Below are 6,112 nucleotides of genomic sequence, written 5' to 3' on the forward strand. Positions count from 1 at the left end.
CGATTTAGCAAAATCTCTTGAGCCAGACTTGTGATCAAGAGACAGCTCACTGAGTGGCTTTTTTGTTTATAAAAGCGAGTATTTCAGGGGTTAGTATTTGTTTTGAAATGTACTGCATTCCGCTTTTATTTTTAATAATAATACCTTGCTGAGTATCTATTACTTCGCTTATGTTTTGCCAAGTTAGCTCAAAACTTTTGTAATGATTAGCCGACTTAATGCCTTCTTCATCAAAGGTAAGTGTTACCTCAGAGCCTGACGCTCTGCTGAGCATTTGTCTGGTTACCCACCAAGGTCTGCGATAGTAAAAAGCGACGCACTCTAGTACACCTAGCATGATCATAAACGATCCTAAGTAATGATCGTTTAAAACATAAATGCCAAATAAACCAAGCGCAACGAGGAGTACAAGTAAAAAGTACTTAGGTTTGGCGCGCTTACTGTAGGGGAGTGACTCGTCAAAGCACTCGTAAAAGTAAGGTTTATCTAGTGTGTAGGTTGTTGTAAATGCCATATTGCCTTGCTTTAAATATCGTTTTTTTTATTTTAACAAGCTAGCCGCTAAATGAGCAGCTTTATAGTCAGTGATTTTATTACAGACACAAAAAAACGGCCCTAAGGCCGTTTTTTAGCGATACAAGAAGAATTAACAGTTAGTTTCTTCAGCGTTTACGCCTTCTTTAACATTTTCACATGCATCTTCTACTTTGTTTTGCACGTCAGTTACTGCTTCGTCAATACGTTCGCCTGCGTCTTCTGCATGATTGTCTTCACAACCCATGATAAAGAAACTTGCGAATAGACCGATTAGTGCTGCTTTTACAGTTGTTGAATTCATAATGTAATTCCTTGTAAGTGTTAATTAAATTTTAGTGTTTGTTAGTTGAATGCTTTATCTACCTGGGTGATTTACCACGTAGTGCACCTGAAACTAATGAGATCACTAAAAGTACTAAAAATATAAAAAATATAATTTTTGCTATACCAGCTGCGGCACCTGCGATGCCACCAAAACCTAACACTGCAGCGATTAAAGCAATAACTAAAAATGTAATTGTCCAGCGTAACATTGTTTTCTCCTTGGTTATCAAATTTGCTCACAATAACTAATGCCAGTTATATGCCAAAGTTTATTTTTGTTTTATATCAAGTGGTTATGGTTTTTAACTGTGTTTTTAGTTATTAGTTAGTTAGTAATTTTTACGCTTTGTTATGTAAGTTATTCACACTGTTACAAGTTACCGGTAAATATTCACTAAAAATAACCTTTTTGGTAAGACCAATTAACAATTGGTGTGTGTTTTTGTACTTATTATAAAATTTGGCGGTTATTTTTATTAAGTTGAATAGTTAATTAACAACTTCCATATAACTATTAGCTATAGTCGTTATTTTCTGTATGTATTGTAGGGCGCATGATTGCTGGGTTATGGCATGTAAATTTGTTGAGTGTTATGTTGTTTATAGTTTAATTGGTTTTACCAATTTACAAGATGTAGACAAAGCGACTAGTTTTGTTATTATCCAGTGAATAAATATTTAATTAAATCGATTTTTTATTTTCGATATGGGTTTCAAGGGGGAGAAAAATGGATATAGGTGCTCTACTCACAACGGCTGGTAGCTTAATGCTAACTGGTATGGTTGGGGTGTTTGTATTTCTGTCGATATTAATTGGTGCAGTAACGCTTATGTCTAATTTGGTGACGCGCTATAGCGAACCAGAGGCATCACCAGCTAAATCACCGTCTTTTAAATCTCAAGGTGTGCCTAATGAGCACATCGCTGCTATTAGTGCTGCCATTGCTCAGTACAAATCAAATAATAAATAAGGGGCACACACATGGCTAAATTAAAATTAACAGAATTGGTATTACGCGATGCGCACCAATCATTGCTCGCAACACGTATGCGCCTAGACGATATGCTACCTATTGCTAGCAAGCTAGATGATGCAGGTTATTGGTCTATTGAATCGTGGGGCGGTGCTACATTTGATTCGTGTATTCGTTATTTAGGCGAAGATCCTTGGGAGCGTATTCGTGCGCTTAAAAAAGCGATGCCTAATACTAAACAGCAAATGCTATTACGCGGTCAAAACCTATTAGGCTACCGCCATTACGCTGATGATGTAGTTGAAAAGTTTGTAGAACGCGCACATAAAAATGGCGTTGACGTATTTCGTATTTTCGATGCAATGAACGATGTACGTAACCTAGAAACAGCGATTAAAGCGGCTATAAAAGTAGGCGCACATGCTCAAGGTACTATTTCGTACACGGTAAGTCCTGTTCATACGCTTGATATGTGGCTGACTCTTGCTAAGCAATTAGAAGATTTAGGCTGTCACTCAATTTGTATTAAAGATATGGCGGGTTTATTAAAGCCGTACGATGCTGAAAAACTAATTAAAGCACTTAAGGAAACCGTGTCGGTTCCTATTGCTATGCAGTGCCACGCTACAACTGGTTTAAGTACTGCGACTTATCAAAAAGCGATTGATGCAGGCATTGATATGCTTGATACCGCTATTTCATCTATGAGTATGACTTACGGACACACAGCAACTGAAACTATTGTATCGATAGTTGAAGGAACTGAGCGCGATACTGACCTTGATTTAAATCATCTAGAAGAAATTGCTGCTTACTTTAGAGATGTACGTAAAAAATATGCGGCATTTGAAGGTAGCTTAAAAGGGGTTGATGGTCGTATTTTACTAGCTCAAGTACCTGGTGGCATGCTTACAAACATGGAAAACCAACTTAAAGAGCAAGGCGCGGCAGATAAGCTTAATGAAGTTTTGCTTGAGATCCCACGGGTACGTGAAGATCTTGGTTTTTTACCTTTAGTAACACCCACGTCGCAAATTGTAGGCACTCAAGCAGTACTTAACGTGCTAACCGGTGAGCGTTATAAAACAATTACTAAAGAAACTGCTGGCGTATTAAAAGGTGAATATGGCTTAACACCAGCACCAATGAATAAAGAGCTACAAGAGCGTGTGCTTGATGGAGCAGAGATTATTACTTGTCGCCCTGCAGATAACATTGCACCAGAGCTTGCAACGCTTGAAGCTGAATTATTAAAAGAAGCACAAGAGCAAGGTTTAACACTTGCTGATGAGCAAATTGATGACGTACTAACTTATGCATTATTTCCGCAGGTTGGTTTGAAATTTATTAAAAATCGTAATAACCCTGATGCATTTGAGCCTATTCCTACCGTTGAAGATAAGAGCAATAAGGCAGCACCAAAATCAGGATCAAATAATAACAGCGTTAAAGCTGAGCAATACAGCGTAAAAGTAGATGGTAAAGTTTACGACGTAGTAGTGGCGCAAGGTGGTGAGCTAAAAGAAGTAACATTAAAAGACTCTGAGCACATTCCTCAGTCTGCTTCAGTTGCATCAGGTGAAACACTTAACGCACCTTTAGCCGGTAATATTTTTAAGATTAAGGTAAAAGCTGGGCAAGTTGTTAACGAAGGTGATGTAGTGATTATTATGGAAGCCATGAAAATGGAAACCGAAATACGCGCAATGCATACCGGAACTATTGCCGAAGTGTTGGTTGGTGAAGGCGATGCCGTAACTACCGGCGACGCTATGATTGCATTAGCTTAGGAGCAAATAGAGGATGGACGGTATTTTAAACCTCTGGAATGCGACCGGCATTGCTAACTTTACAATCCCATCGTTAATTATGATTGCGGTAGGGTGTTTATTACTGTTTTTAGCGATAGCTAAAGGCTTTGAACCACTATTATTATTACCAATTGGTTTTGGTGCAATTTTAACAAATGTACCAGTGGCAGGTTTGTCAGACCCAGGTGGGCTTTTGTATTACGTTTATTACGTGGGTATTGATACGGGGATTTTTCCGTTATTAATATTTATGGGAGTAGGGGCGCTGACCGACTTTAGCGCGCTTATTGCAAACCCACGTATGTTGTTATTAGGTGCGGCTGCACAGTTTGGTATTTTTGCTACTTTGTTTGGCGCAATATTATTAAATTATGTACCAGGTTTTGAGTTTACCCTACAGGATGCATCAGCTATTGCCATTATTGGTGGTGCCGATGGGCCAACAGCAATATTTTTAGCATCAAAACTGGCACCTGATTTACTTGGTGCAATAGCGGTAGCCGCATATTCATACATGGCTCTTGTACCAATTATTCAACCGCCAATTATGCGTGCGTTAACAACCCCAGAAGAACGTAAAATTAAGATGCCAGAGCTTCGCAAAATATCTAAAAAGGAAAAGATTATTTTCCCTCTTATGGTGCTTAGCTTAACGGCTATGTTTTTACCGGCTGCTATACCGCTTGTAGGTATGTTTTGTTTAGGTAACTTAATGCGAGAGTCGGGTGTTGTTGATAGATTAAGTAACAGTGCTCAAAACGAAATCATCAATGTTACAACTATATTTTTAGGTTTAGCTGTAGGTTCAAAGCTTGCTGCAGATAAGTTTTTAACTGTTGAGACGATTGGTATTTTAGTGCTTGGCGCACTGGCTTTTGCAATTGGTACTGCATCTGGCGTATTTATGGCAAAAGGACTTAACCGCATATCTAAAACACCTATAAACCCATTAATTGGGGCAGCAGGTGTATCGGCTGTGCCAATGGCGGCACGAGTAGTTAATAAAGTTGGCCTTGAAAGCAACCCACATAACTTTTTACTTATGCATGCTATGGGACCCAACGTAGCGGGTGTACTTGGTAGTGCAGTTGCTGCGGGTATTTTATTAGCACTTGTTGGCTAATAATTAACGTGGTAGTTAATAAATGATTTAGCGCAGTTTACTGCGCTTTTTTTTGTTCTTAATTTGTTCACCGCTAAATGGTTTCTTGTTCAGCGCTTTTTGTTTACAGTAACAGCTCTTCAAAATTTTAAGGATAGTTATCATGCTTCACACACCTTTAGCAAAGCACTTACCTCATGTTAGTAAACTTGTATTCGGATGCATGGGTCTGGGAGGCGGTTGGAATAAAGACGCAATCACTGATGCACATGTTAAGCAAACTCATGAATGCATAGATAACGCTATTGAAGGTGGCATTAACTTTTTTGACCATGCTGATATTTATACTTTTGGTAAAGCGGAGCAGGTTTTTGGTAAAGCATTAAGCGAGCGACCAGAGCTTAGAGAGCACATGTATATTCAATCTAAGTGTGGGATTCGTTTTGAAGATGACTTAGGGCCAAAGCGCTATGATTTTTCATCAAAGTGGATTGAGCAATCAGTTGAAGCATCCTTGAAGCGATTAAATACAGACTATTTAGACGTACTTATGCTACATCGTCCTGATCCACTCATGGAAGCTAACGAAATTGCTCGCATATTTAGTTGCTTAAAAGAAAGCGGTAAAGTGCGCAATTTTGCAGTATCGAATATGCAGCAACATCAAATGAATTTTTTACAGCATGCACTTGATATGCCGATTGTGGCTAATCAAATTGAGGCTAGTTTACAAAAACATCAGTTTGTTGATGAAGGTGTATATGCCGGTAACAGTGACGGTAAGGATCTTAATTTTACGCCCGGTAGTATTGAGTACTGTCGCCATTTTGAAATTCAAATTCAAAGCTGGGGCAGTTTATGCCAAGGATTATACAGCGGCAGTGATTTATCAAACGCATCGCAGGCTGATATAAACACCAGTCTTTTAGTTAATAAGCTGGCTGCACTTTATGATACGTCTGCTGAGGCTATAGTCATTGCATGGTTACTGCGCCATCCCGCATCTATTCAGCCGATTATTGGAACAACTAATGCCAAGCGTATTAAAGCCTCTTGTGATGCTGTAAACGTACAGCTAACTCGTGAGCATTGGTATGCACTTTATGTAAGCGCTAAAGGCCATGAGCTACCATAAGAAGGGCATTGATATGAATATATTCGTTATTTTAATTGGTTTGTTTGTCGCGCTAGCGATACTTATTCCATTGCTTGAAAAATATCAAAGTAAAATAGGGCTCAACGGTGCAACCAAATACAGCAAATATATTTGGCCATTAGTGATGGTGTCTTTAGTTATTCAGCTCATTTATGTATTAATGTACTAATGGTTTTTAGCGTACACAAAAAAGCCTTTGCAGGTTTAA

General features: G+C 38.7%; 8 protein-coding genes. 5 read left to right on the plus strand and 3 right to left on the minus strand.

Features of this window, described 5'->3' with window-relative positions:
• Positions 1-46 precede the first annotated feature (46 nt).
• The 3 genes from GQR46_RS14735 to GQR46_RS14745 all read right to left on the minus strand — a co-directional run bounded on the left by GQR46_RS14735 (position 47) and on the right by GQR46_RS14745 (position 1,070).
• Positions 47-514 (minus strand): YcxB family protein, encoded by a 468-nt coding sequence (locus GQR46_RS14735; RefSeq protein ID WP_165727244.1) that lies wholly within the window; start codon positions 512-514, stop codon positions 47-49.
• 132 nt (positions 515-646) lie between these two features.
• Positions 647-838 carry a hypothetical protein gene (locus GQR46_RS14740; RefSeq protein ID WP_007378921.1) on the minus strand — a complete coding sequence of 64 codons (192 nt, stop codon included), beginning with the start codon at positions 836-838 and terminating at the stop codon, positions 647-649.
• A 58-nt stretch (positions 839-896) separates the two neighbouring features.
• Positions 897-1,070 carry a DUF1328 family protein gene (locus GQR46_RS14745; protein ID WP_002961939.1) on the minus strand — a complete coding sequence of 58 codons (174 nt, stop codon included), beginning with the start codon at positions 1,068-1,070 and terminating at the stop codon, positions 897-899.
• A gap of 519 nt (positions 1,071-1,589) precedes the next feature.
• On the opposite strand from GQR46_RS14745, the gene GQR46_RS14750 reads away from it, so the two are divergent.
• From GQR46_RS14750 to GQR46_RS14770, 5 genes are all read left to right on the plus strand, one after another.
• Positions 1,590-1,832 (plus strand): OadG family transporter subunit, encoded by a 243-nt coding sequence (locus tag GQR46_RS14750; RefSeq protein WP_007583814.1) that lies wholly within the window; start codon positions 1,590-1,592, stop codon positions 1,830-1,832.
• 11 nt (positions 1,833-1,843) lie between these two features.
• The gene (gene oadA / locus GQR46_RS14755; protein WP_165741329.1) at positions 1,844-3,625 is read left to right on the plus strand and encodes a sodium-extruding oxaloacetate decarboxylase subunit alpha; all 1,782 of its coding nucleotides are present in this window, start codon (positions 1,844-1,846) and stop codon (positions 3,623-3,625) included.
• A gap of 13 nt (positions 3,626-3,638) precedes the next feature.
• The gene (locus GQR46_RS14760; protein ID WP_165727245.1) at positions 3,639-4,769 is read left to right on the plus strand and encodes a sodium ion-translocating decarboxylase subunit beta; all 1,131 of its coding nucleotides are present in this window, start codon (positions 3,639-3,641) and stop codon (positions 4,767-4,769) included.
• Between the two features lie 142 nt (positions 4,770-4,911).
• Positions 4,912-5,883, plus strand: a complete 972-nt coding sequence (locus tag GQR46_RS14765) for an aldo/keto reductase (RefSeq protein WP_165727246.1) — start codon at positions 4,912-4,914, stop codon at positions 5,881-5,883.
• Positions 5,884-5,896: 13 nt separating this feature from the next.
• On the plus strand, positions 5,897-6,073 hold the full coding sequence (locus GQR46_RS14770) for a hypothetical protein (RefSeq protein WP_007583822.1): 177 nt from the start codon (positions 5,897-5,899) through the stop codon (positions 6,071-6,073).
• Positions 6,074-6,112: the final 39 nt, after the last annotated feature.

Source organism: Pseudoalteromonas sp. Z1A6, from assembly GCF_011378745.1.
Taxonomy (GTDB): Bacteria; Pseudomonadota; Gammaproteobacteria; order Enterobacterales; family Alteromonadaceae; genus Pseudoalteromonas; species Pseudoalteromonas arctica.